General features: G+C 34.7%; 32 protein-coding genes and 3 pseudogenes. 10 read left to right on the forward strand and 25 right to left on the reverse strand.

From position 1 onward, the window contains the following. Nucleotides 1-97: 97 nt before the first annotated feature. The 4 genes from K5S59_RS07305 to K5S59_RS07320 form a co-directional block, all read right to left on the reverse strand. Nucleotides 98-871, reverse strand: coding sequence for a hypothetical protein (locus K5S59_RS07305; protein ID WP_098259408.1), 774 nt, complete (start codon nucleotides 869-871; stop codon nucleotides 98-100). A gap of 24 nt (nucleotides 872-895) precedes the next feature. Continuing rightward, nucleotides 896-1,342 (reverse strand): flavodoxin, encoded by a 447-nt coding sequence (locus tag K5S59_RS07310; RefSeq protein ID WP_000041146.1) that lies wholly within the window; start codon nucleotides 1,340-1,342, stop codon nucleotides 896-898. Then, nucleotides 1,335-1,511, reverse strand: coding sequence for a hypothetical protein (locus K5S59_RS07315; RefSeq protein ID WP_000929011.1), 177 nt, complete (start codon nucleotides 1,509-1,511; stop codon nucleotides 1,335-1,337). Before K5S59_RS07315 ends, K5S59_RS07310 begins: the two co-directional genes overlap by 8 nt. A 226-nt stretch (nucleotides 1,512-1,737) precedes the next feature. Continuing rightward, nucleotides 1,738-2,907: an amidohydrolase gene (locus K5S59_RS07320; protein ID WP_000827665.1), complete on the reverse strand. Its 1,170-nt coding sequence runs from the start codon at nucleotides 2,905-2,907 to the stop codon at nucleotides 1,738-1,740. Between the two features lie 336 nt (nucleotides 2,908-3,243). Between K5S59_RS07320 and K5S59_RS07325 the strand changes: the two genes are divergently transcribed. The 5 genes from K5S59_RS07325 to dltD all read left to right on the forward strand — a co-directional run bounded on the left by K5S59_RS07325 (nucleotide 3,244) and on the right by dltD (nucleotide 7,560). Beyond that, nucleotides 3,244-3,390, forward strand: a complete 147-nt coding sequence (locus K5S59_RS07325; RefSeq protein ID WP_000440293.1) for a teichoic acid D-Ala incorporation-associated protein DltX — start codon at nucleotides 3,244-3,246, stop codon at nucleotides 3,388-3,390. Nucleotides 3,391-3,402: 12 nt separating this feature from the next. Continuing rightward, the gene (gene dltA / locus K5S59_RS07330; RefSeq protein WP_000770525.1) at nucleotides 3,403-4,917 is read left to right on the forward strand and encodes a D-alanine--poly(phosphoribitol) ligase subunit DltA; all 1,515 of its coding nucleotides are present in this window, start codon (nucleotides 3,403-3,405) and stop codon (nucleotides 4,915-4,917) included. After that, nucleotides 4,914-6,080, forward strand: coding sequence for a D-alanyl-lipoteichoic acid biosynthesis protein DltB (dltB, locus tag K5S59_RS07335; RefSeq protein ID WP_000127944.1), 1,167 nt, complete (start codon nucleotides 4,914-4,916; stop codon nucleotides 6,078-6,080). The genes dltA and dltB overlap by 4 nt, the downstream gene beginning before the upstream one ends. Before the next feature lie 68 nt (nucleotides 6,081-6,148). Then, on the forward strand, nucleotides 6,149-6,388 hold the full coding sequence (dltC, locus tag K5S59_RS07340; protein ID WP_000807310.1) for a D-alanine--poly(phosphoribitol) ligase subunit DltC: 240 nt from the start codon (nucleotides 6,149-6,151) through the stop codon (nucleotides 6,386-6,388). Further along, on the forward strand, nucleotides 6,385-7,560 hold the full coding sequence (gene dltD / locus K5S59_RS07345; protein ID WP_001030252.1) for a D-alanyl-lipoteichoic acid biosynthesis protein DltD: 1,176 nt from the start codon (nucleotides 6,385-6,387) through the stop codon (nucleotides 7,558-7,560). The genes dltC and dltD overlap by 4 nt, the downstream gene beginning before the upstream one ends. 17 nt (nucleotides 7,561-7,577) lie before the next feature. Here dltD and K5S59_RS07350 read toward each other — a convergent pair whose 3' ends face one another. The 3 genes and pseudogenes from K5S59_RS07350 to K5S59_RS07365 form a co-directional block, all read right to left on the reverse strand. After that, nucleotides 7,578-8,672, reverse strand: a complete 1,095-nt coding sequence (locus tag K5S59_RS07350; protein ID WP_000495249.1) for an NAD(P)H-dependent flavin oxidoreductase — start codon at nucleotides 8,670-8,672, stop codon at nucleotides 7,578-7,580. A gap of 157 nt (nucleotides 8,673-8,829) precedes the next feature. After that, nucleotides 8,830-9,986, reverse strand: a pseudogene (locus K5S59_RS07360) (RNA-guided endonuclease InsQ/TnpB family protein). Beyond that, nucleotides 9,983-10,582: pseudogene (locus K5S59_RS07365) on the reverse strand (IS607 family transposase). The pseudogenes K5S59_RS07360 and K5S59_RS07365 overlap by 4 nt, the downstream one beginning before the upstream one ends. A 164-nt stretch (nucleotides 10,583-10,746) precedes the next feature. On the opposite strand from K5S59_RS07365, the gene K5S59_RS07370 reads away from it, so the two are divergent. After that, nucleotides 10,747-11,667 carry a S66 peptidase family protein gene (locus tag K5S59_RS07370; protein WP_033656303.1) on the forward strand — a complete coding sequence of 307 codons (921 nt, stop codon included), beginning with the start codon at nucleotides 10,747-10,749 and terminating at the stop codon, nucleotides 11,665-11,667. Nucleotides 11,668-11,694: 27 nt separating this feature from the next. On the opposite strand, the gene K5S59_RS07375 is transcribed toward K5S59_RS07370, so the two are convergent. The 3 genes from K5S59_RS07375 to K5S59_RS07385 all read right to left on the reverse strand — a co-directional run bounded on the left by K5S59_RS07375 (nucleotide 11,695) and on the right by K5S59_RS07385 (nucleotide 13,217). Further along, nucleotides 11,695-12,093 (reverse strand): SseB family protein, encoded by a 399-nt coding sequence (locus K5S59_RS07375; RefSeq protein WP_000435201.1) that lies wholly within the window; start codon nucleotides 12,091-12,093, stop codon nucleotides 11,695-11,697. 85 nt (nucleotides 12,094-12,178) lie between these two features. After that, a complete protein-coding gene (locus K5S59_RS07380) occupies nucleotides 12,179-12,733 on the reverse strand; it encodes a cysteine hydrolase family protein (protein WP_000184440.1) in 555 nt (184 codons plus the stop codon). Further along, on the reverse strand, nucleotides 12,726-13,217 hold the full coding sequence (locus K5S59_RS07385) for a carboxymuconolactone decarboxylase family protein (RefSeq protein ID WP_002070981.1): 492 nt from the start codon (nucleotides 13,215-13,217) through the stop codon (nucleotides 12,726-12,728). Before K5S59_RS07385 ends, K5S59_RS07380 begins: the two co-directional genes overlap by 8 nt. Nucleotides 13,218-13,280: 63 nt before the next feature. Here K5S59_RS07385 and K5S59_RS07390 point away from each other — a divergent pair, with 63 nt between their 5' ends. Both K5S59_RS07390 and K5S59_RS07395 read left to right on the forward strand, forming a co-directional pair. Then, complete coding sequence (locus K5S59_RS07390) at nucleotides 13,281-13,733, forward strand: Lrp/AsnC family transcriptional regulator (RefSeq protein ID WP_001175500.1); 453 nt, start codon at nucleotides 13,281-13,283, stop codon at nucleotides 13,731-13,733. Between the two features lie 100 nt (nucleotides 13,734-13,833). Beyond that, nucleotides 13,834-14,016: a DUF3913 family protein gene (locus K5S59_RS07395; protein ID WP_000707107.1), complete on the forward strand. Its 183-nt coding sequence runs from the start codon at nucleotides 13,834-13,836 to the stop codon at nucleotides 14,014-14,016. A gap of 29 nt (nucleotides 14,017-14,045) precedes the next feature. Here the strand turns inward: K5S59_RS07395 and K5S59_RS07400 are convergent, their stop codons facing one another. From K5S59_RS07400 to K5S59_RS07455, 12 genes and pseudogenes are all read right to left on the reverse strand, one after another. Beyond that, the gene (locus K5S59_RS07400) at nucleotides 14,046-15,059 is read right to left on the reverse strand and encodes a CPBP family intramembrane glutamic endopeptidase (RefSeq protein WP_120449722.1); all 1,014 of its coding nucleotides are present in this window, start codon (nucleotides 15,057-15,059) and stop codon (nucleotides 14,046-14,048) included. A gap of 193 nt (nucleotides 15,060-15,252) precedes the next feature. Beyond that, entirely contained in the window at nucleotides 15,253-16,029 is a 777-nt protein-coding gene (locus tag K5S59_RS07405) for an ABC transporter permease (RefSeq protein ID WP_000475443.1), read from the reverse strand. After that, a complete protein-coding gene (locus K5S59_RS07410; RefSeq protein ID WP_000528803.1) occupies nucleotides 16,029-16,931 on the reverse strand; it encodes an ABC transporter ATP-binding protein in 903 nt (300 codons plus the stop codon). Before K5S59_RS07410 ends, K5S59_RS07405 begins: the two co-directional genes overlap by 1 nt. A gap of 14 nt (nucleotides 16,932-16,945) precedes the next feature. After that, nucleotides 16,946-17,740 carry an ABC transporter permease gene (locus tag K5S59_RS07415; RefSeq protein ID WP_098873276.1) on the reverse strand — a complete coding sequence of 265 codons (795 nt, stop codon included), beginning with the start codon at nucleotides 17,738-17,740 and terminating at the stop codon, nucleotides 16,946-16,948. Beyond that, the gene (locus tag K5S59_RS07420; protein ID WP_000137713.1) at nucleotides 17,737-18,435 is read right to left on the reverse strand and encodes an ABC transporter ATP-binding protein; all 699 of its coding nucleotides are present in this window, start codon (nucleotides 18,433-18,435) and stop codon (nucleotides 17,737-17,739) included. Before K5S59_RS07420 ends, K5S59_RS07415 begins: the two co-directional genes overlap by 4 nt. Further along, nucleotides 18,432-18,812, reverse strand: a complete 381-nt coding sequence (locus tag K5S59_RS07425) for a GntR family transcriptional regulator (RefSeq protein WP_000687513.1) — start codon at nucleotides 18,810-18,812, stop codon at nucleotides 18,432-18,434. The genes K5S59_RS07420 and K5S59_RS07425 overlap by 4 nt, the downstream gene beginning before the upstream one ends. A 216-nt stretch (nucleotides 18,813-19,028) precedes the next feature. Continuing rightward, nucleotides 19,029-19,997, reverse strand: coding sequence for a class 1b ribonucleoside-diphosphate reductase subunit beta (gene nrdF / locus K5S59_RS07430; protein WP_001203026.1), 969 nt, complete (start codon nucleotides 19,995-19,997; stop codon nucleotides 19,029-19,031). A gap of 93 nt (nucleotides 19,998-20,090) precedes the next feature. Then, nucleotides 20,091-21,041 (reverse strand): ribonucleotide reductase large subunit, encoded by a 951-nt coding sequence (locus K5S59_RS07435; protein WP_306563445.1) that lies wholly within the window; start codon nucleotides 21,039-21,041, stop codon nucleotides 20,091-20,093. A 382-nt stretch (nucleotides 21,042-21,423) separates the two neighbouring features. Next, nucleotides 21,424-22,551, reverse strand: a pseudogene (locus K5S59_RS07440) (ribonucleotide reductase N-terminal alpha domain-containing protein); the annotation flags it as partial. Continuing rightward, the gene (nrdI, locus tag K5S59_RS07445; protein WP_000634376.1) at nucleotides 22,538-22,897 is read right to left on the reverse strand and encodes a class Ib ribonucleoside-diphosphate reductase assembly flavoprotein NrdI; all 360 of its coding nucleotides are present in this window, start codon (nucleotides 22,895-22,897) and stop codon (nucleotides 22,538-22,540) included. The gene nrdI and the pseudogene K5S59_RS07440, both read right to left, overlap by 14 nt. Nucleotides 22,898-23,373: 476 nt before the next feature. Further along, nucleotides 23,374-23,691, reverse strand: a complete 318-nt coding sequence (locus K5S59_RS07450; RefSeq protein WP_120449720.1) for a hypothetical protein — start codon at nucleotides 23,689-23,691, stop codon at nucleotides 23,374-23,376. Nucleotides 23,692-23,717: 26 nt separating this feature from the next. Further along, a complete protein-coding gene (locus K5S59_RS07455) occupies nucleotides 23,718-23,912 on the reverse strand; it encodes a hypothetical protein (protein ID WP_000356682.1) in 195 nt (64 codons plus the stop codon). 245 nt (nucleotides 23,913-24,157) lie between these two features. Here K5S59_RS07455 and K5S59_RS07460 point away from each other — a divergent pair, with 245 nt between their 5' ends. Next, entirely contained in the window at nucleotides 24,158-24,736 is a 579-nt protein-coding gene (locus tag K5S59_RS07460) for a GNAT family N-acetyltransferase (protein WP_000619535.1), read from the forward strand. Nucleotides 24,737-24,771: 35 nt separating this feature from the next. Here K5S59_RS07460 and K5S59_RS07465 read toward each other — a convergent pair whose 3' ends face one another. After that, nucleotides 24,772-25,374, reverse strand: a complete 603-nt coding sequence (locus K5S59_RS07465) for a histidine phosphatase family protein (protein WP_098258842.1) — start codon at nucleotides 25,372-25,374, stop codon at nucleotides 24,772-24,774. Nucleotides 25,375-25,463: 89 nt separating this feature from the next. Further along, nucleotides 25,464-25,622: a hypothetical protein gene (locus K5S59_RS07470; protein WP_000971065.1), complete on the reverse strand. Its 159-nt coding sequence runs from the start codon at nucleotides 25,620-25,622 to the stop codon at nucleotides 25,464-25,466. A 260-nt stretch (nucleotides 25,623-25,882) separates the two neighbouring features. Here K5S59_RS07470 and K5S59_RS07475 point away from each other — a divergent pair, with 260 nt between their 5' ends. Next, a complete protein-coding gene (locus K5S59_RS07475) occupies nucleotides 25,883-26,068 on the forward strand; it encodes a YkvS family protein (RefSeq protein ID WP_001165081.1) in 186 nt (61 codons plus the stop codon). Between the two features lie 55 nt (nucleotides 26,069-26,123). Here the strand turns inward: K5S59_RS07475 and queF are convergent, their stop codons facing one another. After that, entirely contained in the window at nucleotides 26,124-26,621 is a 498-nt protein-coding gene (queF, locus tag K5S59_RS07480) for a preQ(1) synthase (RefSeq protein ID WP_000918895.1), read from the reverse strand. Nucleotides 26,622-26,628: the final 7 nt, after the last annotated feature.

Here is a 26,628-nt window from a genome sequence, read left to right on the forward strand (position 1 = left end):
TTAAAGTTTCACTTTATTAAAATCTGCTACAAATATACGGTAAATGATGAAAAGCTTTTCATGTCAATAACAAAAAAAGGATGCAACATTGCATCCTTTAATGTACGATATTTTTCTTCTGCTTCGCTTCTTTCTTTACTTCTTCCCCTTGGCATTCGCTACGAAATGCACAACTTATACACTCAGAACGAAAATGACGCTCTGTATAATGCTCAGGTTGCTGCAACATTTCTTTCATTCTAGATAAATCAGCCATTCCAGTTATAATATCTTCCTGTTTCGGAATGTACTCATACTTAGTTCCTTCTATTAAATTAATTACTTCAATTTTTCCTGGAAGAATGCCGAAAGCTTTATAACTGAATACTGTCATTAACTTTTGACAAAGAGCAAGCATTTCCTCATCCGCATCGACAACATACTTTTTAATTACAAACGACTCAGTACTCCACTCACCAACTTCTAATGTCAATGACATGTGGACACCTAACTCTTCCATATATGTTTGAAATTTTTCATATAAAAATAACGGCGGTGTCTGACTATCATCTCTTTCAACAAACTGTAATAAATGATCCGTTAACTTCGCTAACACAATATAATACTCCATCTTTGAAGCAAACATATTAATCCTTACTTTTTTCCAATACTTTTCTATTAATATTAAAAGTACGATTTTAGTTTGTTGGCCCGCAGGTAGTGTGTAATATTCGTTAATAATTCGATTCACAATCATTTGTGCGATTTGTTGCCATTCAAACGAAGAAGGTTCTCTTCTTTTTATATGACGGAAATAAAATTTATGCGGACAACGCATAAAATCATACAAATGATAATCTGTCATCGTTTTGATTGCGATTTTCTCATGCACTTGCTCTTCATCTCCCTTCTGCCATTAAGAAAGGTGTTTTACAAATTCAGCTCCAAACTGTAAACATTTTTCTACATCTTCATCTTCTGGCGTTAATTCTACTTTTAGTCCTTCTAACACAACTGCTGCCCCGCGTTCTTGTAGCTTTTCTATTAAAATGTCAACCGCCACGCCGTATTTCGGATACGCCGAATCACATGATCCGAATACTGCCGCTTTTTTCCCAGTTAAATCAATAGAATCCATTGCGTCATAAAAATCTAAGAAATCATCAGGAAGGTCACCATCTCCCCAAGTGTAAGCACCTAAAATAATCCCATCATACTGTTCTAGTATAGAAGCTTCTGGTGAATCCATAATATCGATAACTTCAATTTCATTTTCTGTTTCACGAATGGCACCGGCAATATGATCAGCCATTTCCTCTGTATTTCCACTCATACTTGCAAAAATCATTACTAACTTACTCAACTGTATCTCTCCTTTTACCTTGTATCTCTTTTTCTGTTGGAAGTGTACTCTTCTCATCTACATATTCAGAACGAATTACATTTCTTTGCCATTCCATATGCTGATCAACATCTTTATTTTTATCTTTTAATCCCCTCCGCAGAAGGTGAAATTTTTTTCTCATTAACATATCGCATCCACCCTATTGATAATAATTATCAATTTCAACTACCCTTAGATTAATTGACAGTGATTATCAATGTCAATAACTATTTTTAAAAAAATGATGAAAATGTACAAGCTTGTCCGTTAGCTATTCATATACTATAAATGAGCATAGTTCTTTCTCAGCCCTCTCTGACGGAAAGAAATAAAAGCAACTGCGATAGAGCGCAGTTGCCTTTTTTTATACTTTTTTATGATTTTAGTAGTCTTATCGCTGTCTCTAGAAATAATTCCACTCCATAAATTAAAGCTGATTCATCTACATCAAATTTTGGATGATGATGCGGATAACAAGTACCTACCTTTTCATTCCCCGTCCCCAATTTAATGAAGCAACCCGGTGCCTTTCTTAAATATGCTGAGAAATCTTCTCCTCCCATAGAGGGTTCAAGCTTCACAACACGCTTATTCCCAAACAAATGTAGTGCACTTTCTTCTACTACTTTCGTAATATATCCATCATTAATAACCGGATCATATCCATATCGATACGTATATGTATACTCCCCTCCATGTGCCTTTGTAATGCCTTTCACGATTTGCTCAATTTTCTCTTCTGCTTCCACCCTTAACGCTTGATTAAAAGAGCGCACAGTTCCCATTAAAGTTGCTGCACTAGGAATAATATTATCAGCCATTCCCCCATGAAACTGCGTAACTGAAACAACTCTTTGCATGAAAGCACTTGTATTTCTTGATACGATATGTTGTAAATTTGTAATAATCTGTGCTCCGATAGCAATAGGATCTATCGTTTCTTCTGGCCTCGCCGCATGCCCTCCTTTCCCTTGAATTTCAACTGTAAATACGTCCGGTGCCGCCATCATCGGTCCATACGCAATTCCTATCTTCCCGCTCTCAAGTCCTGACATAACATGTAAACCTATTACATAATCCACACCATCCATCACGCCTGCCTTAACCATTTCTTGTCCGCCCCCAGGATACACCTCTTCTGCGTGCTGAAAGAAGAGACGAATCTCACCTGCAAAATCTTCCTTTATATGTGATAGCACTTCTGCTGTACTTAACAAAATAGCGGCGTGAGCATCATGTCCACATGCATGCATCACTCCCTTATTCGCAGACGTATAAGATTTCCTTGTCTCCTCTTGAATTGGCAAAGCATCTATATCAGCCCGAATCGCAACTACTTTTCCTTGTTCCGTTCCTCTTTTAATTGCTAGTACACTATACTTCGTCGGTCTCGTTACTTCAAAAGAAGAAAATGAGCATAATGTATCATATATAAATTGCGAAGTTTCTTTTTCATGAAATGATAATTCCGGATGTTTATGAAAATACCGTCTCCATTTAATAATGTTTTCTTCTGAAATAAAATCCTTCCACATCCTCTTCATCAGAAATTCCCCCTTTTACGAAACTTTAACAATCCATACATTAACTATGAAAAACTCAAAAATTCAAACAAATATTACATTCCTATCCATTCTCCCAGACCACTTTTATACATTCACACAATCCACTTCCTATTTACATATCAAACCCATTACAAATTGGTGCTGAATGTAATATAATTGCTAAGTTAGGGATTTTCTTTTTTAGTATTTAGTGCTAATATCAGAAAAGAGCCTTTTGACTTATTTTTACCTAAAATGTGGAATTTTGTTTTTTTCACAATAATGTAGGACATGATACCTACAAAGAGCTATTATTTCATTAAGAGAGGGAAAGACATGGAAAGATTAAAAGAGATATGGTCTCGACCACTCACACAATGGGTTGCAAAGACGGTTTATTACCTTGCAATTTTATTTGCATTACTTTGGTTGTATGGATTCCATGATACAAACACAAGTACATTTATTTACAATGAATTCTAGGGTGGGAACGTTATGAAGTTATTAGAACAAATTGAAAAGTGGGCTATTGAAACGCCTGATCAAACTGCTTTTGTTTGGCGAGATGCGAAAATTACGTACAAACAATTAAAGGAAGATTCTGATGCGTTAGCACATTGGATTTCTTCTGAGTATCCAGATGATCGTTCACCAATTATGGTGTATGGCCATATGCAACCTGAAATGATTATTAACTTTTTAGGTTGTGTAAAAGCTGGACATGCTTATATTCCTGTAGATTTATCTATCCCAGCTGATCGTGTACAACGTATCGCTGAAAATTCTGGTGCGAAACTACTTTTATCAGGAACAGAAGTAACTGTAACTGATTTACCAGTTCGCATTGTAAGTGAAGACAACTTAAAAGATATTTTCTTTACTCATAAAGGGAACACTCCAAATCCTGAACATGCGGTAAAAGGTGATGAGAACTTCTACATTATTTACACATCAGGAAGCACAGGTAATCCGAAAGGGGTTCAGATTACTTATAACTGCCTTGTAAGCTTTACAAAATGGGCTGTAGAAGATTTCAACTTACAAACAGGGCAAGTATTCTTAAACCAAGCACCTTTCTCATTCGATTTATCTGTCATGGATATTTACCCATCATTAGTAACAGGTGGTACACTTTGGGCAATCGATAAAGATATGATTGCACGTCCAAAAGACTTGTTTGCTTCTTTAGAGCAATCGGATATACAAGTATGGACTTCAACACCATCTTTCGCAGAAATGTGTTTAATGGAAGCATCTTTCTCTGAGAGTATGCTACCAAACATGAAAACATTCTTATTCTGCGGTGAAGTGTTACCAAACGAAGTGGCTAGAAAATTAATTGAGCGTTTCCCGAAAGCGACAATTATGAATACGTACGGTCCAACAGAAGCTACTGTCGCTGTAACAGGTATTCACGTTACAGAAGAAGTACTTGATCAATACAAATCACTTCCAGTTGGCTACTGTAAATCAGACTGCCGCCTTCTTATTATGAAAGAAGATGGCACGATCGCACCTGATGGTGAAAAAGGTGAAATCGTAATTGTCGGTCCAAGCGTAAGCGTTGGATATTTAGGAAGCCCTGAATTAACAGAAAAAGCATTTACTATGATTGACGGTGAGCGCGCCTATAAAACAGGCGATGCTGGCTATGTTGAAAATGGTCTTCTATTCTATAATGGTCGTCTTGATTTCCAAATTAAGCTGCATGGTTATCGAATGGAATTAGAAGAAATTGAGCATCACCTTCGTGCGTGTTCTTACGTAGAAGGAGCAGTTATCGTTCCAATTAAAAAAGGTGAGAAATACGATTATTTATTAGCGGTTGTTGTTCCTGGAGAACATTCATTTGAAAAAGAATTCAAATTAACATCTGCAATTAAAAAAGAACTCAATGAGCGATTACCAAACTACATGATTCCACGTAAATTCATGTATCAATCTTCTATTCCAATGACACCAAATGGAAAGGTAGATCGCAAAAAATTATTGAGTGAGGTTACAGCATGACCGCATATGGATCATTTTATTTTTTCGCTATAGTGGGCATTTTATTAATACCTACTATCATAGCTGGATTAAAAGGTAAAATGTTGCGTAAATATAATGCCGTTTTAACATTAGTCATGCTTGCTATTATCTTCTCGGATAAACCGAAGCAAGCGATTATGTTAGCCGCATTTATCATTTGGCAATATGCCCTGATTAAAGGCTATTTATTATTAAGAAAACAAAAGAATAGTACATTCACGTTTTGTATAGCTGTTATTTTATCAATTTTGCCACTTATTTTGGCAAAAGTCGCACCATTTGTTCCTGAACTAAAATTTGTTGTCTTTTTAGGAATGTCCTATGTAACATTTAGAGCCGTGCAAATGGTATTTGAAGTTCGTGATGGCTTAATTAAAGAACTTTCCTTCTTTAATTTTTGGGAATTTGTTTTATTCTTCCCAGCTATTTCAACGGGACCTATCGATCGTTATCGTAGATTCCAAAAAGATATTCAAAAGCCACCTAGCGCTGAGGAATATCAAAATTTACTATATACAGGATTAAACCGTATTTTCCAAGGTTTCTTGTATAAATTTATTATCGCTTACTTAATAAAACAATATTTTATGGATCCGGCATTTGCTCAGCAAGATACAATCCTATCTAATATGATTTACATGTATAGCTATAGCTTATATTTATTCTTCGACTTTGCTGGTTATAGCTCATTTGTAATTGGTGTAAGTTATATGATGGGTATTAAAACGCCAGAAAACTTTAATAAACCATTCATTAGTCGTAACATTAAAGATTTCTGGAACCGCTGGCACATGAGTTTATCATTCTGGTTCCGTGATTTTATTTACATGCGTTTCGTCTTTTTTGCAACGAAGAAAAAGTTAATTAAAAACCGTTACACAATTTCGTATATCGGTGCATTTTTAAACTTTTTCATCATGGGAATTTGGCATATTACTGGTGAGCATGTGTATCAATACATTATTTATGGTCTATATCATGCTGCACTGTTCATTTTATTCGATATTTTTGAACGAAAAAACAAGAAGCATAAGTTTTGGCCAAATAATAAATTTACACACGTCCTTGCGATTGTAATTACGTTCCACGTTGTATGTTTCGGTTTCCTAATTTTCTCTGGACACCTTAACAGATACTTTTAATGCACCCTTCTTATACTAATAAGAAGTTGCACATATAATATATTTCGGATATAAAGGAGATTTTAAAAATGGCAGAATTCAAAGAGCAAGTATTAGATATTTTAGAAGAAGTATGTGAAAACGATATTGTGAAAGAAAACTTAGATGTTCAATTATTTGAAGAAGGTATTCTTGATTCTTTCGCTGTAGTATCTTTATTAGTTGAATTCCAAGAGCGTTTAGATATTGAAGTTTCTATTTCTGACTTTGACCGTGACGAGTGGGCTACACCAAACATGGTTATTAAGAAGTTGGAAGAAATCCGATGAACAAAGCAAAATTTGGTCCGATGCTTTTAGCATTGGCCCTTTTTGCTGTATTCTTACTTATTCCAACGCGCTTCCTACTTCCACTTTTAAGTGATGAAAAAGTAGAACAAGCTGCCACTTCTTTAAAAGAAGAAAAGATTCAAAGTATGATTTTACAGCAAAAGATGTTAGCAGACCCGAAATACCTTCCGATGTACGGTTCATCGGAATTCGCACGTATGGATGCTTTCCATCCATCAAATTATTTCAAAGTAAAGCCTGAAGGCTTCACACCATTCCTACTTGGACGCGGTGGAACACAAGACCTTGTACATGTATTAAACTTTGCATCTACAATAGATCAATTGAAGGATAAGAAAATGGTATTCGTTCTTTCTCCTCAATGGTTTGTGCCACAAGGTATTGATGAAACACACTTTGCACCTAACTTTTCAAAACAACAAGGTTACCACTTGCTTTTCAATGATGACTTAAAGCCTGAAATGAAAAAGCAAATTGCAAAACGTTTATTAAACTTTGAGATTGTTAAGAAAGAAACTTTACTAAAAATTTCGCTTGAAGGTATCGTTTATGATGATACAAAGCATAAAGTAAAAGCACTTGCTGCTAAACCTTTCGCTTATATTTACCGTAACATTTTAGATCGTAAAGATTTATTTACAGCAATGTTTGATATTAAACCGCATAAAGAAAAACTTGACCCTTCATTAAAACAAATGAACTGGGAAGAAGCTCGTAAACATGCAGATCAAACTGGTGCAGTAGAATCAGGTTCTAACGAATATGGTATCGAAGATGATTACTTCAATAGCAAAATTAAGAAGAAATTAAAGCAACGTGAAGGCTACTTAAAAAATGATGCTTATGATCAATCGCCAGAATATGAAGATTTACAAATTGTACTTGATTTATTAAAACAATCTGGTGCAAAACCACTCTTCATTTCTGTTCCTGTAAAAGGTCCTTGGTACGATTACGCTGGCTTCCCGAAAGAACGTCGCGAATTATACTACAAGAAAGTTCATGAGCAAATTGAGAACGCTGGTTATCCAATTGCCGACTTCTCAAATCATGAGTATGATAAATACTTCTTAAAAGATCATATGCACTTAGGTTGGAAAGGCTGGGTTTATATCGATGAGGCCATCCAACAATTTTATAAAGCAAACTAATGAAAAGACCGCTTGAATTATTCAAGTGGTCTTTTTCTATATATATTTTGTAATTGTTCGATTACATTCTCTGCTTCTTTCATCACTCGCTCCACTACATGCTGAGCTGATTCTATTCGTGCTAATGATGAAGCTTGCCCTGCCCAAAGCGACATATATTCTCCTTTATTTTGTTTTGCTGCTTCTTGGCGTATTTTAGAGGTTAATACATTTTGCACTGGATACATCGGAAGCCCTTCTTCTTTTCCTTCATGTCTCTCTATAAATTCATTACGAATACCCCGTGCATATTTCCCGGAAAACGCACGGGTCACAGTTGTACTCGTATCTGTACTATGCAAAACTGCTTCTTTATACACGTCATGCGTGATACTTTCTTCACTCGTTAAAAAGGCTGATCCCATTTGAACAGCTTCTGCTCCCAGTGTAAATGCCGCAACAAGCCCTTGCCCGTTCATTACACCACCTGCTGCAACAATTGGTATATGCGGGACTGCTGCTACTAACTGTGGAATTAATGCGAACGTCCCAATCATAGCATCCTGTTCTTTCCCGATAAACGTTCCTCTATGTCCTCCTGCCTCGCTACCTTGACCGACAATAATGTCTACTCCTAATTCAGCAAGCACCCTCGCCTCTCTTACATGGGTAGCTGTTCCAATGACTTTTATTCCTCTTCTTTTTAAGTCATCTATTTCTTCTTTTTCTAACGTTTGAAATGCAAAGCTGACGACTGGTACGTTTTCTTCTACTAACACTTGTAATTGTTCTTTATAACTTTTTGGAAGCTTTATCGTCTCTTCTTCCTCTATACCGAATTCTCTATTTACTCCGCTAAGTAATCCCTTTGCCAAGGTTACCTTCTCTTCTTCGATCTGTATTTCTTTCGTTAACAGTAAATTAACACCGAAAGGCTTATCCGTTCGTTCCCTTATTTTATAAATTGCTTCACGAATTTGTTCAGGGCTCATATAGCCCGCTCCAAGCGTTCCTAGTCCTCCGCTATTACTTACAGCTGCAACAAGCTCAGGCGTCGTAATCGCACCTGCCATACCTGCTTGAATGATTGGATACTTAATTTGTAATAGATCTATTACACGACTTGTAAACATCATTTCTCCTGCTACTAAAAATATAGACAAATGTATATTCTTAGAGTATTCCTGCTTCTACGTGCCCTGCCTCGCTAATCACTTGCTACTACAGTTTGCTGTGACACTCCACAGGCGTAAATTCCGATGTAGCCCACCGTACATATATACAATCTATTTACGTTAGTATTGTATATTTTTTTGCTTGTAAAAGGTTGATAGATGCATTTAAATCTCTATCCATTACATTTCCACAATCACATGTATATACTCGGTCAGACAGCTTTAAATCCGACTTTTTTTGACCGCAACATGAACATATTTAGAAGATGGATAGAATCTGTCCGCTTGCCGTAGCTCAATTCCATATTCCCTACATTTCGTTGATAGCCATGTTTTAAAAGTATAAAAACATTGTTGCGCTACAGCTTTAGATAGATGTTTGTTCTTCATCATACCTTTCACATTCAAATCTTCTACTGTAATAAACGTTGGCTTGGTTTTCACCACATCATTTACAATAGACTTTACATACGCTAATCGGATATTTACTAGCCTAGCATGTAGTTTTTGCACCCTAAGAATGTTTTTATCTATATTCGCTCTTTTATTAGTAACAGGTTGTTCACCTCGCTTTCTTATATTTTCAAATTTGCGTGATAAAGAGCGTTGTTCACGTTTTAACCGTTTTTCTATCTTTTTTACTTGTACTGTTTTATTTATATTTTTGTGAGTTTTTCCATCGCTACGTACAGCGAAGTCTTTAATTCCCAAATCAATTCCTAGACCTACTGCATTGAGAATTGAATTTGGTTTTACCTCTTTCACTTCACAGAGTATAGACACATAGTATCTTCCTGCTCTTTGATATACTGTACCACTTTTTACAGTTGTATTTTTTGAAATATATCCATACTCTTTTAACCTTATCCAACCAATTGTAGGGACTTTTACTCTATGTCTTTCTACTGTCCAATCTGTTTTGTTGTTTTTCGGAAAGTAGCACTTCACATCTTGCTTCTTCTTTTTTTTATATTGTGGAAACTTAGATAAACCTTTAAAAAATCGCTTAAAAGCTTTATCTCCATTCATAATCGCTTGTTTTACCGCTTTGCTCGACACTTCTTTAATCCACTGGTCACACTCTTTTGTATGAATGTTGTTTAGCCATTTGGAAAAGTCATAGCCACTAAGAAATTTCCCCTCCGACTCATATGCCTCTTTATTTTTAGAGATATACAGGTTATATACATATCGACACACCCCAATAGTTTGACGGATTTTACTAACTTGTTCAGTTGTCGGTTTGACTTCTATTAAATATGCTCTTTTCATAAGTCTTCATCCTCCGACATTTTCTTTTTGTATTTTCTCAACCCATATATTCTACAACTAAATACATGAATGATAGATATTAAATCCTGAACAAGTTCTTCTTGAGGAGATAGTTTATTATTGTTAACAATAATAATTTTCACCCCCATTTTACGAAGAAACTTTTCAAACCAATCATATCCAAAACGTACAAATCTATCTTTGTGTGCAATGATGATAGTCGAAATATTTCTTTCCATACAACTGTCAATCAGTTTATTCCACTGTTTTCTTTTGTAGTTTAATCCGCTACCAATATCTGTGATAACTTCATCTACAATCATCCTTCGTGCATTTGCGAATGCTTTTAAAAACTCAACCTGATTTTCTAAATCATCTTTCTGACCTGGATTTGATACTCTTGTGTAAATAACTACTTTGCCTACTTTATTTTCTTCTTGAATACCCATATATTCCTTATACTGTTCTTCTGTATAGTATCATCTTCCTTTTTGGTTTCGGTAAGCAGTTAAAACACCTTGATTGTCCCACCTTTGCAATGTCTTAACAGAGACATTAAGCATTTCTGAAAATTCTTTTGGTTTATATTGTTTCATAATTACTTTTTATTATATATGCCTACTTTTGTCTATGTTTTTGTTTACTGTTTCTTTCTCCCATTCCCCTTATATCTTCTTTATTTGACAAACTTTACCCTTCTTTTACAAGGGTTGAACTTCCTATGAAGCGAATATATTGAAAGGGAAGGAGGCTGAAAATGATGATTTATCCAGATGCGTTACAACAAGGTGATACAGTAATGGTTATTGCACCGTCCGGTCCACCAACAATTGAAAGTGTATTAAAAGGTGTAAATGTATTACAAGAGATGGGTTTATCTGTAGTAATCGGGAAGAGTGTTTATGAGAAATATGGATATTTAGCTGGAAGTGATCAGGTTCGCCTTGATGATATACATGAAGCATTTTCCAATCATGAAGTAAAAGCCATTTTCTGTGCACGGGGTGGTTACGGAAGTGCTCGTCTCCTCCCTCACATTCAATATGAAATCATTAGGCAAAATCCAAAAATCTTTTGGGGATATAGCGATATTACAGCTTTACATACGGCCTTTTCACGTTATGCAAAGCTCATTACTTTTCATGGCCCAATGGTTGAAGAATTAGGAAAAGGTGTAGATTCTCTCTCTTTATCTTCTTTCAATCAACTATTCCATCCGTATTCCACCATCTTATCTGCTTCAGAATGTATCGTACCTACCTCTTCTTGTACAGTTACAGGCACATTAGCGGGAGGAAATTTAGCTGTGTTAACGAGTATAATTGGCTCACCTTATGAGATAGATACGGCGAATAAACTTTTGTTGCTTGAAGACATTGGGGAAGAACCGTATCGTATTGACCGTATGTTAAATCAGCTACTTTTATCTGGAAAGTTTAATGAATGCAGCGGTGTTATTTTTACAAGTTGTCATGACTGCACTCCTTCTAAACCATCTCAATCATTACAAACAATATTATATGAATATTTCGCACCATATCATATACCTGTTCTATTCGGTTTACCGATTGGACATATCAGTCCAAACATCGGCATTCCTCTTGGAGCTACAGCGACAATAAATACAAATAATAAAACACTCTCTATTTCTTCTGGCGTAGCCAATCTGTATTCAAATTAAAAAGGAAAAGCGATTCCGCTTTTCCTTTTATTTATAATAATTAAAAATTCGTCCAGATGCGATATCTGCAACTTCTTCTGGAATAAATGTTTTACTTATATCAGTACCAACATTTAATACTGCTGTAGCATCTTTCTCAATGCTACCAAATAATTCTTTTCCACGTATCGTAATAAGGGGCGTTCCTTCTGGCAACACGTCTTTTACAAATTCCATTTGTGTAAAGAACGGAACGATCCATCTACCCTCTCCTTGGAAATGACGCAAACGAAGTATTCCTTCTGTTGCCCCGTCCTCTGCTTCTAGTGAACCAGCAACATAAAACTCAGTAGATAAGAGCAATTCATAAAATTCCTTTTGCTTCTGTTTATCGTCCCCTGCTACAACAAGTACTTCTTCTATTCTCTTTACCGGAATTTGCTCCATATGATGCCACCCCTATTTCAAAATGATTGTACTTAGATTATACGAAATATTCTTATTTTTTTCTACATAATTCGCAATTATTTTCTTAAAATAATTTTAATACTTCTTTTGTCGTTACAATCGTAGCAAACTCTTCATGTAAATTTACAAGTGTCATATTGTGAATATCCTCTTCATTATACTCTTTACCATCTAGACCTTTACGGTTAAAAGTCGCCGTTGCATCACTCACTAAATACGTTGTAAACCCTAAATTCCCTGCCATTCGTGTCGTAGTCTCCACACAATGATTTGTCGTTAATCCTACAACCACTACTGCATTACATTTGTTCTCTCTTAATTGCTCTTCTAAATTTGTCCCAATGAACGCGCTGTTAACAGATTTCTGAATAATCACTTCGCCTGGTAATGGCTTCAGCTCTTCTTTAAAGTTCACCGTTTCCGCTCCTTCATAAAACATCGATTGAGCATTTTCTTTATTTACATGTTGAATATGAAAAACTGGTCGTTTCCTTTTTCTCCATTCTGCTAATAACATTTTCATGTTTTCTTCAGCAAAAAGATTATTTCTCTCGCCCCAGTATGGTAACTGAAACGCCTTTTGTACATCAATTATGATAAGTGCTATTTGATTAGTCATCATTTTCTCCTTCATTCGGCTGTAATTGAAACAGAAAACCAAGTTGTTGTGACGCAGTAATAAAACAAATATAAGCGCAAAGCTCTACAATTTCTTTTTCCGTCCAATATTGTTTCAATACATGAAACATATTATCATCTATTGCCTTTTTATCATGAACAAATGTATGTGCAAAAGTAACTGCTACACTCATTTCTTCTACCTTTTGCATATCATCAGGTCTTCCCTTTGCCATACAGTACGGACATTCATTCCCGTACGCTAATGTTCTTCTTACTTGCTCCTTTAGCTCTGCCGACAGAGTTCCTTTACTATACAATGTATTCTCTACCATACTCCATGAATGTAATAACTCTGGGTTATGCCCTAATAACTTTTGAAACTTTGTATCTCCTACATTTGATAATGAAATTCTCTCCATCATTTCCCCTCCTATTTCCTTCCGTTTTATTGTAAAATAAATAAAGTTCACTTTACATTTCATATGAATCTTAATTTATATTTTTACTTTACAAAAATTATTATTTTACTGGAGGTATATTTACAAATGCAACTAGACCGTGTCGATCGAAAGATTTTAAATGAATTATATAATGATAGTCGCCTTTCCATGCGTGAATTGGCGAAACGAGTAAACTTATCTGCTCCGTCTACTGCAGAACGTGTTCGCAAACTTGAAAGTGAAGGCGTTATTCAAAAGTACACAATCGATATCGATTATAAAAAAGCAGGACTTGTTTTAGATTGTATTTTAGAAATCACTTTAAAAAATGGTGATACAACACGTATGCAACAGTTTATTCAGTCTTATCCATCTGCAAGTTTTTGTTACCGCGTAACAGGGAGCTTATGCTACATTGTAAAAATTTCTGTTCCTTCACTCGTTGAACTTGAAGAATTTATCAATGATGTTTCTTCATATGCAACGACTGTTTCTCATATCGTATTATCAGAAGTATCTCTTACTCCTGATATTGAACATATCTTCCCAGAAGTTTAATTTATTTTTATTCATAAAATATATAAAAACCCCTTACAATAAGAATAAAAATAATATATTATGTATTAAAATACATAAAGTTCGAGAAAGGGGCTTTACATTGAAAATCTGGTTTTATGAAAAAACGGCACAATTAGATGACTTGCTTGGCATTTGGGACAATGTTCCGACTATCCCTCGAATTGGTGAAAAAGTGGAGATTTTAAAAACAGTCCGCACTGTTACAGATATTAAATATGTAAAGAACGGTAATAATTTTCGTGTAGAAATTATTACAAATTAAAAAGTAGCTCCTAAGGAGCTACTTTTTAATTATCTATCGTGCGCTTTCTTTATAACGATTTTATCTTCTTCTACAGATACTGTTACATAATCATTTTCTTCTAATCGAAGCTTATTTACAGCATCATCTGGTAGCTCTACAGCCATCAGTCTATCTGTTACAATCACTTGACTATACACTTCATTTTCTTGTAACACACTTACTATTTTTTCCTCATTTATAAAGCGCATCGGCGGCACACCAACTTCTTTTACTGTACGCCATTGCTTCCAAACATACGGAGTTAACCAAAGTAAACCAACAACTGTAAGACCGATACCGATCCATAAATTACTTTGCGCTTGTAATTCAGGAATTGAAATGGCACCACTCTCTTCTCCACTGACAAATTGCATACTTGTTGCAATCAAATTATTTAGAGCGTGTACAGCGATATTCGTCCATATATTTTTCGTCTTTATGTATAAAAGACACATCACAACACCAAACATAAATGCACCAATCACATCAAAATGTCCTAAACCAAAAATAAGTGAAGATATGATTACAGCTTTTTTAATTCCCCATTTATAAGCCATTCGCTGTAAAAAGAAGCCCCTAAAAATAACCTCTTCCATAATAGGTGCTAACACACACGCTGAAATGAAAGTAAATATCGTCATATATATGTTACTCGTATTAATAACGTTTCCGTCTTCTAACATAGTAACTAAGAAATTCGGTAACGTATGTGCTAATATGTAAAATTGAATATGAGATATACCAACTGAAAAAATCATTCCCATTATCGTTGCTAATACAATTAATCCCCACGGTAAACGTCCTGGCTTATCAAAAAAACTGTTAAATACAACATTATTTTTATTTGTTTTTACGTATAACCAAAATAACGGAAATACAAAAAATATAGTTATTTGTGAAACAACTTCCAGCGTATTCTCAGAAACATTTGCTAGCTCTAATAGGATCATCGTAAGAAACAACCCTATAATCATCCATCCAAAAAAACTGCGTAGTCTTATACGTGAAAATGCATAGTGCATATAGTACACCCCCAAAGATAGTAAAAATAAACAGTATGATAATTAAATTATAATATGAATATAGTTGAAAATTTTCCTATTTTTCTCAAATTCTTCCGAACAACATATAGTAATCATTTTTTTCTTTCCATTGAAATCTACGAGAAAGTTATGTAATAAAAATCCCCGTTTTTACAAGCGGGGATTTCTTTTATTATAATACGTCACGTTTTTGGAATAATACACTTGATGCTACAAGTAATACAATAAAGTATGCAGCTACAAGTAATAATGAAGTTGTAAAAGTAAACTCTGTAAATGTTGGTTCCATTCCGCCGCTCACTAATTTATTGCTATCGTACACACTTAAATTCAAATGGAAAAACACTACAAATTTCGCTACACCTTTTGCAAACATCATCAGTACCATATTAATTGGTCCTTGTAAGAAGAAGAGGAACATCGTAATAATTAATGGTAATACAGACTTTCTAAACACGTTTGCTAAGAAAAATGCAAGTGTCGCAAAGAAGAACGGTGAAAGTACTTGATATAAAGTAGATTTCATTACGATTCCTACCGTTAATTCTGTTTTACTACCATCCATTACAATTCCGCCAACAATCATTGCAATTAAAGTGCTAGCAAATATGATAAATACTATAGTAAGTAACACTGTAATATATTTAGAGAATAAAACTGTAATTCGTTTTCTTGGACGGATTAATAACTGCTTAATTGTACCTTTTTGGAACTCATCAGTAATCATACGAGAAGCAATCGTAATCCCAAAAATTGTTGCAAACAAAGTAATTAAACCAATCTCTGAACTTGCAAAATCTAAATATGATCCTTTAAATTCACTTCCGTCTCCCCATTTCAGCATCGCTAAAACTCCCAAAATCTCCAATACTGCAATGACACCAATTAAAATATACATACCCTTTTTCGCATGTAACTTTAAAAATTCATTTTGAATTAATTTAAACATTACGCTTTCACTCCCCCTGTAATCGCTAAGAACTCATCCTCTAACGTTTTATTTTGAACAGTAACTCCGTATACAAGCACATCGCCATTCACAAGTTTTTTTACAAGTTGTGGGATTTCTTCTTTCATTACAGATACTGCAATTACGTTTCCTTGCGCCTTACCTTTAATGATTTCATTTGCTTTCTGTACTTGGTCTACTTCAAACGCTACAACGACTGTCTCATCATGTTTCGCTTGTTCATGTAAGTTGTACTCTTGTACAAACTCCCCTTGCTTAATAATAACGACGCGATCACACATGAGTTCAATTTCACTTAATAAGTGACTTGATACGATTACGGCAATATTCTCTTCTTTCGCTAAACGCTGTAAATAATCACGAATTTGACGAATACCAGCTGGATCTAATCCATTTGTCGGCTCATCTAAAATTAAAATTTTCGGCTGATGAAGTAATGCCTGTGCAATTCCTAAACGTTGTTTCATACCAAGTGAATATGTTTTCACTTTTTTATGAATCGCATGCTCTAATTCAACAAGCTTTACAATTTCAACAATGCGTTCTTTACTAATTGGTGTAATTGCCATATTCGCAAAATGCTTTAAGTTTTGCATTCCAGTCATATAATCATATAGTTCAGGATTTTCTACGATCGCCCCAATTTGCTCTAGCGCCTTTTCACGCTCTGTGCGAATACTATGACCGCAAATTGTAATATCGCCCTCTGTCATTGATATAAGACCTGTCATCATACGAATTGTCGTCGTTTTACCACTACCGTTCGGTCCAAGAAACCCGTACACTTCCCCTTCACGAACTTCAAATGATAAACCGCGGATAATTTCTGTTCCACCAATCTTTTTTCGAACATTCTCTAACTTTACTACTACATTTCCCAATGTTGATTCCTCCTTTAGACTTCTAGTTTTTTATCAATTATGCGACCTGTTATATAAACAAGTAAAACAAATATACCGATTGAAAAAGCAATACTATATACATTCATAAGTTTTTCTGGATATAGTATGAGATTTACATCTGTCGATTCATCTATATAAACTAATTTTTTGATAAAAGCAGGTGTAGGTGCAAATCCGCCTAACATTTCATATATCATATTGATTACTTTCGTCACTAGTAAAAATAAGAAGAAAATAAGTACATACTCCATTTTTTTCTTTTTTAAAGAAAATACTTTAACACCAGATACTGTGAAAAGTAAAACTAACAATATACTTGATAAATTAAATACATATAACACACTACTAAATACTTGTTTTACTATATCTAGCTCAATTGTACTTTCGGTAAATAACATTCCATAGAGTTCTGTACCTTTTATTACTTTCATCGAAATACTATAGAAAAATATAGTACCTATCACTTCAAAACACATTAAACTAATTGCCGCATATGACAATATTGCTAAAACAATTTTTTTACCAGATATCGGTGTTAATCGAAATAATGTACTTTCGGTCATTTTCCCAAACGCAGACATCGCCTGCAGTAATACTAATACCGCAAAAATTATATAAACTAAGAATACTAAGGCAATTATAATCATTTGCCTTACTTCTCCTGATTCTTGTTTAATATAATTCCCCATACTTACAAAAGCGACAGCTACAATAAATATGAATGATAATAACGAAATAACAATTTGCTTTTTATTCGCATTGTACATATATATTAAACTGGCCTTCATCTACTAAACACCTCCTTAAACACATCTGTGACAGCTTTTCCTCGCTGAAAGCGTAACTCCTCTACATTTTCATGTAGCACACTCTCACCATCTTTTAAGAAGATTACTTCGTCAAAAATATTTTCCACTTCTCCAATTAAATGTGTTGCAATTAAAATGGTACAATCTTCGCGATAAAACTGTAAAATAAGCTCTAATACGTGTTCTCTAGAAACAAGGTCAATTCCGCCAAGCGGTTCATCTAGTACGTATAACTTCGCTTTTCTCGAAAATGTTAAAATAATTTGTAGCTTTTCAACCATACCTTTTGATAAAGCTGTAATTTTTTCTTCTAACGGTATTTTAAATTCCGCAATCGTATCTACCGCTTTTTGAATGTCGAAGTCTTTATAAAAATCTCGATAGAAAAATAAAGAATCTTTTACCGTCATCCAATCATCAAATACTGGTTTATCCGACATAAAAGAAACAATTTCTTTCGTTTCTAATCCGACCTTTTTACCAGCGATTGTAATACTCCCTTCGGAAGGATGCTGCAGACCAGCAATCATTTTCAATAACGTCGTTTTCCCGCTCCCATTATCTCCAACGAGTCCTATAATTTTCCCTTCCGTAATCTCTATATTTAATTCACGGATCACTGCTTTTAATCCGTATCTCTTCCATAAATTCTCTATTTTTAATAGCTCTGTCATTCGCTCTCCTCCCTCTTCTCATGTAATGAAGAACGAAGGATTGTAAGAATTTCTTCTTCTGAAAAACCTAAATTGTCCATTCCATCTATAAAAGAATGAAGTAATTCTTTCGCCATCTCTTTTCGCAGCTCCATAATTTTCTCCCCTTCATTCGTTACATATCGTCCCATTCCTCTACGCGTTACTACAACTCCATCCCGTTCTAGCTCTTGAAATGTACGCTGAATCGTATTTGGATTTACTTGTAATTCACTCGCTAATTCACGTACAGAGGGAATTTTATCACCAGGCAATAAATGTCCTGTTACGATTTCTTTTTTTATGTATTCCATTACCTGAATGTAAATTGGTGTATTTGGAGAAAACTCTATTTTCATTTCTTCCCTCCTTTTGTATCGGTGTACTAGTTAAATAATACACCAATACAAAAGGATTGTAAATACCCATTTAATTACAAAAAAGTTCTATCCATTAGCCGGATAGAACTTTTTCAACAGAAATCGTTATACAAAAATAATAGTGTTATGTAAACAAAACCATAAAGAAAAGCTGCCTTATCAATGAATAAGACAGCTTTTCTTTATGATCATATATTAAAAATTAAATACGAAGTCATCATCAGATAACTTTTCAACGTTCGTCGCTTTTACGTAACCATTTCCTTTTACAGAGAAGAAATCATGGTTTTTCGTATCTGTACGTAAACCATTTAAAACGATTGGGTTAATTTCTTCTTCTTCAAACTTCGGCTCAAGTCCTAAGTTCATAAGTCCTTTATTCGCATTGTAACGAACGAAACGATTTACATCCTCTACAAGACCGATAGAAGTGTAAATTTCTTCTGTGTATGCCATTTCAATTTCATATAGTTCCATTAATAACTCTTGTGTTTCTTTTTGCACTTCTTGTTGATCTTCTGCAGAAAGTTCTGTGAAGAGTTGTTGTGCTAAAATACCGACGAATACGCCGTGAATTGATTCATCACGAATTATTAAGTTAATAATTTCACCACTTGCCGTCAATTTACCTTGACCTGCTAAGTAAAGTGGATAGAAGAAACCACTATAGAATAAGTAACTTTCTAAGAACACACTGGCTACCATTGCCATGTATAACTCTTTTTTCGTTACTTCAGGCTTTAATAAACGACGATAGTAACCCGTAATAATACCAGCCTTTTTCTCAAGTAACGGATGATTGTCTACCCAGTCAAAAATATCATCGATTTCTTCTTCAGTAGCTAACGTTGTGAAAATATGACTGTAACTCTTCGCATGTACTTCTTCCATAGCACCCATGAAAGCTAATACACTTTTCGCTTGTAAATTTTCAAGATGAACAAGTACAAGCGGCATCCCTTCGCCACCTTGTTTCGTATCTAAAAGTGTTAAACCACCTAATACACGCTTATACGCAATTTGCTCTTCTTTTGATAATTGCACCCAAGTATTTTTGTCAGAAGACACCGCGATTTCTTCTTCTGTCCAAAACTGAGCGATGTTTTGCTTCCAAAACATTAAACTAAAATCATCTTCTTTTTTGTTCCAGTTTACCGCACGCATTCAATCGCCCCTTCTCTAAATAAACATGAAAAATTGATAACTAAGCATGAGCAGGGTTCAGAAAACCCTGCTCATGATGTCTCACTTTTTATATTAAACGGTACAAGCTACGCACTCTTCCACGCTTAACTTACGTGTTCTCGTATAATACAGACTCTTTAAGCCTTTTTTATGTGCATAGATGTAGTAACGTGCTAATTCACGTGTTGAAATATCACTGTTAACGTAAAGAATTGTACTAATTCCTTGGTCAATATGTTCTTGGATTTCTGCGATTAAATCAATTAATTTAAACTGATTCATATCGTAAGAAGATTTATAGTACCAGAACGTATCTTTTGATAAATACGGCATTGGATAATATGTTGTCGCATTCGCATACGTTCTTGATTCAATTTGACTTACGATCGGCATTACGCTTGAAGTTGCATTTTGAACGTAACTGATAGATTGTGTTGGAGCGATAGCAAGACGGTATGAATTATATAATCCATTCTTCTTCACTTGCTCTTTTAAACTTGTCCAATCTTCTTTTGTTGGAATATGAATTCCTTCAAATAGTTGCTGAACTTTTTCAGTTACTGGGCTGTAATCTGTCGTTTCGTACTTTTCAAAGTATGTGCCATTCGCATAATCAGACTTATCGAAGTCTTTAAATGTTTCGCCTTTTTCTTTAGCGATTTCCATACTTTTCTCAATCGAGTAGTAATTTAACATCATAAAGAATGTACGAGCAAACTCTTTCGCTTCTGCACTTTCATAAGCGATTTTATTTTTTGCTAAATATCCGTGTAAGTTCATGGCACCAAGTCCAACTGAATGAAGCTCATCATTAGCTTTTTTCACAGTTGGTGCATTCGGAATGATCGTCATATCAGAAACAGCTGTTAAAGCTTCCATTCCCGCATGAACTGCTTCACGAATTTCTTTATTTTCCATTACATTTACGATATTTAACGATCCTAAGTTACAGTTAATATCACGACGGATAATGTCATCTGTACCGTAATCATTTATTTCAGAAGTTTCTTGAAGCTGGAAGATTTCTGTCTCGAATGTTCAACCGAGTTCGCTACTCCTCAGTCCGTTGCTCAAGCAACTGCTGTATGTCACCATACAGGACAGACTATATCATCACCTACAGCATTACCTGATTAGGTGCTCCGCTTTTCGAACGCCAATCGCTTGCGCTCTACTCCCATAAGGGATAGTCGTTAGGCTTTTACTTATCTTAATACTTCAGAAAGTCTCTTATTACTTTATGTTGTCCCATAACTCTGCTATACAAAATAATAAGATACATTCTGAACTTTTATATTTTCATTCTAAGATAAGATTTAGCACGGTAGGTTACCTCAAATTTGAGGCTTTCCCCGTTTAACGGAGTTTTCGACTAGCATTTCTACTAGAAGGTGCTACATATTTAACACAAGTTCGACATCTTCACAGTTCCAATATCCTTCAGTGGATGTTGGTTATTTGCATTTGATTTAAACATTAAGTATGGGTAACCAGACTCAAGCTGAATCATAGCAATTTTAATAAGCATATCACGTGCACTAATATCTAGCGGCTTCTTCTTCACTTTCGGATTGCTCATTAATTCATCGTACATTTCATCGATATCAATATCATCTAAATGCTTTCCATATTCTTTATACACCGTATAAGGTGCGAAAACATGGAAAGGTTCGTTTTTCTCAGCAAGTTCAAAGAACTTACTTGGAACGATAATTCCGATTGATAGAGACTGAATACGGCTCTTCTCATCGGCATTTATTTTTTTTGTATCAAGGAATTCAATAATATCCCAATGGAAAATGTTTAAGTATACTGCGCCGGCACCTTTTCGTTGGCCAAGCTGATTCGCATATGAAAACGAATCTTCAAGTAATTTCATAACAGGTACTACACCACTTGCAGCATTATCGATACCTTTAATTTGCTCACCGCGTGCGCGTAGCTTAGATAAGTTTAAGGCTACTCCCCCGCCGATTTTCGATAATTGCATTGCAGTATTAATGTTAAAGCCGATTGAATTTAAGCTATCATCCATCTCTAACAAGAAACAAGACACCATTTCTCCTCTTCTGCTTCGTCCCGCATTTAAAAAGGTTGGTGTCGCTGGTTGGTAGTTTTGTTTTACAATCATGCTTGCGAAGTGTTTTGCCTTCGCAACATCACCGCGTCCTAAGTATAATGAAACAATTGCTACACGATCTTCATAGCTTTCTAAGTATTGCTTTTGATCATTTGTTTTTAACGCATAATCTTTGTAGAACTTAGATGCTGCCATATAAGATTGGAACTCGAAGTTTTCACCATAAGCGATGTTATATACCTCTTCTACTTCCTCCAAGCTATACTCGTCCAGAACGTTGTAATAGTAATCATGTTCTTTCATATACTCCATTCGCTCTGCCACGCTATTAAAATGAACGGTATTCTCTCTAGCTTCTTCCATAAAGACTTCTAATGCCTCTTTATCTTTATGAAGCTGATAAAAACCGTCCTGCATTTGCGTGATTTCATTATTCAGTTCAATGTGTCGCAATCTCCCGCACCCTTTCCTTAAAATATTCTACATCGTTATTTGTTCCTGATAACTCAAATTTTGATACAATAGGCACTTCATATTTAGCAGAAATTTTGTCAGCACTTGCACCGAACATGTCTCCCCAGTTACGATTGCCGCTTGCAGATACGCCTTTTAATTTTTCATTATTGCGCTCTAAAAATTCTAAAACACGTTCTGGTACATTGCCAAAACCTGTTGTATACGTAATTAAAACAAAGTCTTCATCTATTACTAGATCTTCACCAATTTGAACGGCCGGCATATTTAATTTGTGAATGAAACGCTTCACGTTTCCTGTCATAGAATCATATGCAACTATCATTTCCGACCCTCCCTCTCCAATCTATACTCTCTGTATATTGATTCTTGTTTTCTCTATATATTGTATTACGTTTCAAAATAAGACACAAGATATATGTATAAATTCTTTCTTTTTTTAAATTTCACTTTTCGACAAGACAGTCGATTTTTTTCAATACAATGACTATGAAACAACATTCTAAAACTCATGTCAATAAAGTGCTTTTCAAAAAAGTTGTCAACGAATTTAACCTTATTTTTAAAAAAGTTACCAATATATTTTGTCATAAAACGGCAAATGCTGGAGGAATATATTTCTCCAGCATCACGCAAAAAAGAACAGACATGAAACGATAATCTGTTCTAAAAAACGATTACATTTATCAATTTTACTTTATTAAATATTATACATATACTTTCGGTTCGCGTTACATACTAAAAGATAACTATTATAGAAAAAGATTATTATTATGGAAATTCAACTTATTTATGAAAAGATTATTCAGAGTGCTCAATACGCAAAATATCTTTTACAAATATATGATGTGGATTTTCATCTTTATCAATCATTGTACATACAGGAGCTTCTTCATCAAAGTACACAATCATTCCTTCTACGTACTGATATGTATGTTGAACTTGTACAGTTACTTTAATTTCTATAGCCTCTTCATATGCTCTTTTTATTTTCTGCAGCATTTTTGCCGAACACTTTCGTTTCTCTGGGTACATAACCATCCCCATAAACCTATTTCCTGCTCTATCTTTCCACATATACTCCCAATGCGGTAATATGCCTTGTTTAAAATCGCCCATAATTCTCCTCCCCTATATTCTTCTAGTTACGAACGTGGCGTTTCTGAATATGTATAAATTACTTGTCCGCCGCGCTGCGCGTTCCCAATAATATGTTTAAAATCTTCTCGACTTACTACAACTTCTCTGAACGTATAAAATACATCTTTCGTAACAACGTACTCCTTTATTTCACCATTTTTCAGCTGATCTAAAATTGCATTTGCTAATTCTTTATCCATGTATTTCACCTCTATGCAATATTTTATTTTATCGTATATTCTTTAGGTCAACAACTGTAAAATTATCCAGATGCTATACCTTCATTTCATTTTCAATATTTCGCAAAAGATATCACTTTACTATATGTCCACTAAATATCATATACTAACATAGCTACTTCTCTATATCAAACATTTCGACATTCAATTATGCAAAGTTTCATACCACTATGCTACAATATATAAATAGAACTAGGAGGGATACTATGATTCGGAAAGCAAAAAAGACCGATGCGAAGCTGGTAGCGCCTTTATTGTATAACGCTCTGCACGAAATTGCTGAAAAAATCACAGGTAGCACTGTTGAGACAGAAGTATTACTAGGACTTGAAACATGGTTCTCAAAAGAGCGAAATCGACTGAGCTACGAAAACTGTTTTGTATATGAACACGACGGGGATGCAGTTGGAGTTATTGTCGCTTATCATGGTAGTGAAGCAACAATGCTTGATGCACCAATTGTACATCACTTAAGAGAATTACATAAAGATGAATCGATTACGTTAGAAAAAGAAGCTGAGCTTGATGAATATTACATTGATACATTATCAGTTTCAAGTGCATATGGCGGAAAAGGAATTGGTTCTAAATTAATTGAAGCTGCTGAAATCTATGCAACTGAACAGGTGTATGAAAAAATCGCATTACTTGTTAATTTAGAAAACAAACGTGCCTATTCACTATACGAAAAACTAGGTTATAAAAAGGATCAAATTGTTATGCTCGTAGGCGAACCTTATGCACATCTCGTAAAAACATTAAACATCAAAGTTTCTATATCTTAAAAAGAAAGCACACGATTTATATAAATCGTGTGCTTTTATGTTAAATTCGTATTCAATACATTTCCATTCATCGCCTCGTGAAACGTATATGTTGTACATCCCCATGGCTCTCTGTTCAAAATAGGCGTACCAGACCACCTCATCGCTCTCAGTTCCGCACCAATCATTACATTCACATAATTATGACCTACAAGAGCTATGCTTCCATGTACGAGAGCGTAACGATGTAATAAGTAAGCCGCTTGCTTTGCCCTCTCCCTTACTTCCTTATAAGACTCCACATCTTTATGGTAACCAAGTATCCATACAGTTCGTCCGATAAACATCCATACATTAGGTTTACACTTCAACCATTTTGGAGCATAAAAACTCGTCGGAACTTCAGCTTCCCTAAAAAGAGCATTTTGCATAAAAGATAAAGAATCCACTAATTCAGCTGCTGACTGTACAGCACACCTTTGATCACTCGTTACAATCAATTTTGCTGCTTCAACCGCTTCCTTTGTTTCCATTGGTATAGGTGCTTTTTCTGTTATAGTATGTAAGTCATATCCTTTCATCCATTCACGAAAGGATGTAACCGTCATTGGTTCTATAGTACGATCTAAGCGACCATGACGAATAAAAGAAATCTTCATTCTTTCCACTCTCCATTCATCACTTACGAACTCTATTATGTACTATTTTTAAATATCATACCACGCAAAAAAAAGAAAGTTATACACCTTTACATATCCCCGCCACTCTCATTTGTGACCCCAGTATGTATACCATCCATCCCATCAAAATATGTAGTCGTTTCATGATGACGAATCTTTTTTAAATTTATATAAGAAAATCCAAATAAAGTTAATGCTATAACACTCCCCACAAATTCAAACATCATTTTACCGCCTCTAATTTCTCCCACTTTAGTAGGTTATTGTATGTTTTTTTATTATACCCCTATATAAAGATGTCTGCATTTAAACCGTTTTTTTTTTCTATTAACATGGAGTTATTGCATATTTTCTTACAAAATGTGAATATTTTTCGAATTTTTACTTTGGAAACATTTACAAAATGGACAATATGGTTCAAAATAAGAGGAAATAAAAAAACCAAAATTACTCTTTTTTGGGAAAACTGTAACAAGGAGAGTTGCTTATGCAGATCGCAGAAACTGGAGATATCATTGAATTTAAAGGTGGAATGCAAGGCCGTGTTCAAAAAGTAAATCAAAACTCCGTTATTGTAGATATAACAATTATGGAAAATTTTAGAGAACTAGATATGGAACCTCTTACAGTTGTGAGTCATAAAAACTATACTGTCATTAATCAAAATGCATAATATAATAGAAAGAAAGGATCTGTATGTTATACAGATCCTTTCTTTCTATTATATATTAACGATTATCAATTGTTTCTGGATATAGATCATGGTTCATCATGCGGTAGTCTGCCATTTGTTCATACTTCGTTCCTGGGCGACCGTAGTTGCAGTAAGGATCAATTGAAATCCCTCCACGTGGTGTGAATTTACCCCATACCTCAATATAACGTGGATCCATTAATTTAATTAAATCATTCATAATAACGTTCATGCAATCTTCATGGAAATCACCGTGATTGCGGAAACTAAATAAATATAACTTTAAAGATTTACTCTCTACCATTCTTTGTTCTGGAATGTAGCTAATATAAATTGTTGCAAAATCTGGTTGACCTGTTTTCGGACATAAGCTTGTAAATTCAGGGCAATTGAATTTCACAAAATAATCACGGTTTGGATGATTATTATCAAATACCTCTAAAATTTCTGGGCTATATTCAAATAAATATTTTGTATTTTGATTTCCTAGTAACGTTACATCTTTTAAATCTTCATCTAATCTTCCTGCCATTTTAAAC

The organism is Bacillus sp. BML-BC051 (genome assembly GCF_019656175.1).
In the GTDB taxonomy this organism is placed as follows: Bacteria; Bacillota; Bacilli; order Bacillales; family Bacillaceae_G; genus Bacillus_A; species Bacillus_A mobilis.

What these genes read in the sequence shown, in the direction of transcription:
- K5S59_RS07405 (WP_000475443.1), bottom strand. Translation starts at nt 16,029, where the DNA reads ATGTTTAAATTAATTCAAAATGAATTTTTAAAGTTACATGCGAAAAAG.
- K5S59_RS07370 (WP_033656303.1), top strand. Translation starts at nt 10,747, where the DNA reads ATGATTTATCCAGATGCGTTACAACAAGGTGATACAGTAATGGTTATT.
- K5S59_RS07455 (WP_000356682.1), bottom strand. Translation starts at nt 23,912, where the DNA reads ATGGATAAAGAATTAGCAAATGCAATTTTAGATCAGCTGAAAAATGGT.
- dltA (WP_000770525.1), top strand. Translation starts at nt 3,403, where the DNA reads ATGAAGTTATTAGAACAAATTGAAAAGTGGGCTATTGAAACGCCTGAT.
- K5S59_RS07400 (WP_120449722.1), bottom strand. Translation starts at nt 15,059, where the DNA reads ATGCACTATGCATTTTCACGTATAAGACTACGCAGTTTTTTTGGATGG.
- dltC (WP_000807310.1), top strand. Translation starts at nt 6,149, where the DNA reads ATGGCAGAATTCAAAGAGCAAGTATTAGATATTTTAGAAGAAGTATGT.
- K5S59_RS07425 (WP_000687513.1), bottom strand. Translation starts at nt 18,812, where the DNA reads ATGAAAATAGAGTTTTCTCCAAATACACCAATTTACATTCAGGTAATG.
- K5S59_RS07325 (WP_000440293.1), top strand. Translation starts at nt 3,244, where the DNA reads ATGGAAAGATTAAAAGAGATATGGTCTCGACCACTCACACAATGGGTT.
- dltB (WP_000127944.1), top strand. Translation starts at nt 4,914, where the DNA reads ATGACCGCATATGGATCATTTTATTTTTTCGCTATAGTGGGCATTTTA.
- K5S59_RS07375 (WP_000435201.1), bottom strand. Translation starts at nt 12,093, where the DNA reads ATGGAGCAAATTCCGGTAAAGAGAATAGAAGAAGTACTTGTTGTAGCA.
- K5S59_RS07420 (WP_000137713.1), bottom strand. Translation starts at nt 18,435, where the DNA reads ATGACAGAGCTATTAAAAATAGAGAATTTATGGAAGAGATACGGATTA.
- K5S59_RS07380 (WP_000184440.1), bottom strand. Translation starts at nt 12,733, where the DNA reads ATGACTAATCAAATAGCACTTATCATAATTGATGTACAAAAGGCGTTT.
- K5S59_RS07470 (WP_000971065.1), bottom strand. Translation starts at nt 25,622, where the DNA reads ATGATGTTTGAATTTGTGGGGAGTGTTATAGCATTAACTTTATTTGGA.
- K5S59_RS07315 (WP_000929011.1), bottom strand. Translation starts at nt 1,511, where the DNA reads ATGTTAATGAGAAAAAAATTTCACCTTCTGCGGAGGGGATTAAAAGAT.
- queF (WP_000918895.1), bottom strand. Translation starts at nt 26,621, where the DNA reads ATGGCAGGAAGATTAGATGAAGATTTAAAAGATGTAACGTTACTAGGA.
- K5S59_RS07415 (WP_098873276.1), bottom strand. Translation starts at nt 17,740, where the DNA reads ATGAAGGCCAGTTTAATATATATGTACAATGCGAATAAAAAGCAAATT.
- K5S59_RS07475 (WP_001165081.1), top strand. Translation starts at nt 25,883, where the DNA reads ATGCAGATCGCAGAAACTGGAGATATCATTGAATTTAAAGGTGGAATG.
- K5S59_RS07320 (WP_000827665.1), bottom strand. Translation starts at nt 2,907, where the DNA reads ATGAAGAGGATGTGGAAGGATTTTATTTCAGAAGAAAACATTATTAAA.
- K5S59_RS07385 (WP_002070981.1), bottom strand. Translation starts at nt 13,217, where the DNA reads ATGAAATGTAAAGTGAACTTTATTTATTTTACAATAAAACGGAAGGAA.
- dltD (WP_001030252.1), top strand. Translation starts at nt 6,385, where the DNA reads ATGAACAAAGCAAAATTTGGTCCGATGCTTTTAGCATTGGCCCTTTTT.
- K5S59_RS07350 (WP_000495249.1), bottom strand. Translation starts at nt 8,672, where the DNA reads ATGTTTACAAGTCGTGTAATAGATCTATTACAAATTAAGTATCCAATC.
- K5S59_RS07465 (WP_098258842.1), bottom strand. Translation starts at nt 25,374, where the DNA reads ATGAAGATTTCTTTTATTCGTCATGGTCGCTTAGATCGTACTATAGAA.
- K5S59_RS07450 (WP_120449720.1), bottom strand. Translation starts at nt 23,691, where the DNA reads ATGGGCGATTTTAAACAAGGCATATTACCGCATTGGGAGTATATGTGG.
- K5S59_RS07390 (WP_001175500.1), top strand. Translation starts at nt 13,281, where the DNA reads ATGCAACTAGACCGTGTCGATCGAAAGATTTTAAATGAATTATATAAT.
- nrdI (WP_000634376.1), bottom strand. Translation starts at nt 22,897, where the DNA reads ATGATAGTTGCATATGATTCTATGACAGGAAACGTGAAGCGTTTCATT.
- nrdF (WP_001203026.1), bottom strand. Translation starts at nt 19,997, where the DNA reads ATGCGTGCGGTAAACTGGAACAAAAAAGAAGATGATTTTAGTTTAATG.
- K5S59_RS07460 (WP_000619535.1), top strand. Translation starts at nt 24,158, where the DNA reads ATGATTCGGAAAGCAAAAAAGACCGATGCGAAGCTGGTAGCGCCTTTA.